General features: G+C 37.8%; 1 protein-coding gene. It reads left to right on the top strand.

The window, feature by feature from the left end; all coding sequences use genetic code 11:
* On the top strand, positions 1–1,684 hold a 1,684-nt coding region (locus tag KBF89_04315; protein ID MBP9115547.1), incomplete at its 5' end, for a 6-bladed beta-propeller.
* Between the last annotated feature and the right edge of the window lie 455 nt (positions 1,685–2,139).

Here is a 2,139-nt window from a genome sequence, read left to right as displayed (position 1 = left end):
GCTCAGTAGACCAAATGGTATCTCTGTTGATTCTTTAGGTAATGTTTACGTAGTTGACGAAGATAATAGTCGTGTTGTGAAGTTTGATTCTTCTGGTAATTTTGTTTCTAAGTTTGGCAGTTCAGGTTCTGGCGATGGTGAGCTCAGTAGACCAAATGGTATCTCTGTTGATTCTTTAGGTAATGTTTACGTAGTTGACGAAGATAATAGTCGTGTTGTGAAGTTTGATTCTTCTGGTAATTTTGTTTCTAAGTTTGGCAGTTCAGGTACTGGTGATGGACAATATCGTTATCCTCAAGGTATAGGTGTTGACTCGTCAGATAACGTCTATGTATTAGATAACGATAAAGGTATTGTAAAGTTTGATTCATCTAGTAGCTACTTATCAACTATTGGTCAACAGGAATCTTTTGTGTACAGTGGAGCAATGGTTGCTGTTGCCGGTGTCTTTAGCTATTCGGATAATCCAACTGAGGCAACATCGCTAGTGATAACTAATTCATCAACAAATATGACTATGGACCTTTCAGCTGATTCAGTAATAGTAGGTGGAATGACTGGCTATGGAGTTAGCTTTGTTGCCAAAAGTTCTTCAGCGGGTAAAATTTCTGTAAATATTGACCATGGTCAAGGTAACGGTGAAGGTTCTTATGTAGGTGGTCTGCTAGGTTACGCCGAATATGGTTCGATATTAGATTCGTACTCTAATAGTAAGATTATTATTGGTGATCAAATAGATGCAGCAGTCGTTGGTGGACTTGTTGGTTCATCAAGATCAACAAGCATTGAACGTTCGTACTCTTCAGGCGATATATTAATAAGTGATACAGATACCAGAGTGATTGCTGGTGGAATTATTGGTAACGGCTCGTTTCATGATAATGGTAAATCTGTAGGCAGTGTGAAAAACTCTTTAAGCACATCACGTATATATTCAACTTCTCCACAGGGTATTAATTCAGAAAGTATGCTTGGCGCTATCGCTGGATCTATAGAACTTCTCTCAACAGAAGTATTCTCTGGCAATATATTTGATGCAACCAGAACTGGTATAACTTCATGTGGCAATTTTAATGATGCTGATCAAGGTAATTCAATAACACCTACAGAACAAATGTGTCATGGTATTAATGTTGGTGGTGATGATTCTAATTATGTGATGGGCAACTCGTCATCTCACCCTTATGATACTTGGGATTTTGTAAATGTATGGCAAACAAATAAAGATGCATTGCCTACATTTCGCACTATTCCTATAACTACTGATACTGGCTCTGGCCCTGGTGGCGGAGGTGGCTCTGGTGATGATAGTGGCTCTAAGAGCGGAGATACAAATGTTATTCCTCCAGATCCTAATTTGAATCCAGCACAGCCAAAGCCTCAGAACGGTAATAGTAATCTAAGCGTTTCAGGAACAGGAACTCAAGCTTCTTCAAATACTGCGATACCAGCATTACCAGAACCTTCAATATTGTCTAATGTTAAAGCTAAGGTGCTGGGTGAAACTGATAATCGTAAGGAAAACAGTCAAGCTACACCATTTGTTCCAACAGAGAAATCTAATACTATATCTAATACTATGTTTAAGTATCTTATAGCTTCAAGTTTATTAGTAATAGCAACTTTAGCTTTTGGCTGGTGGATATTGGGTCGTCGAAAGAAAGAACGTGAAGATACTGTATAAAATAAACTTATGGTCATTTACTAGTATTTGATTGTGGGTTTACTTATATAGACCTGCGATTGTCATTGCGTATGATCCAATCTCCATTTCGAGTGTCGTCATGATTTTCAATTTTTTAGTTTTCGAGCTTTACCCTATGAGTAAATAGATTCCTTAAAAGACATGTGTGTCTCATTTATGAATATAAAAACGATTACATTCACGATTTGCTGTAATCAATCAGTATATGCTAGCTTGTTTGTATTGATATGTACCATATCTCGGGTACTTATTTAAGTATAAAGGATTTATTATGTCTACAAAAATTAGAACACACAAAGTACACCCTATCCGCACACTTGCAGCGGCTGTTGTAGGCTTTGCATTCCCAGCTATCGGTGTATTTGCTACTCAAGCAGGTGCTCAAGATGACTCTACAGCACTAGGTACTGATAATCCGGTAGCAGTAAGTGATG

Source organism: Acidimicrobiia bacterium (genome assembly GCA_018057765.1).
Classification (GTDB): Bacteria; Actinomycetota; Acidimicrobiia; order IMCC26256; family JAGPDB01; genus JAGPDB01.
This window is presented reverse-complemented; position numbering and strand designations above follow the sequence as displayed.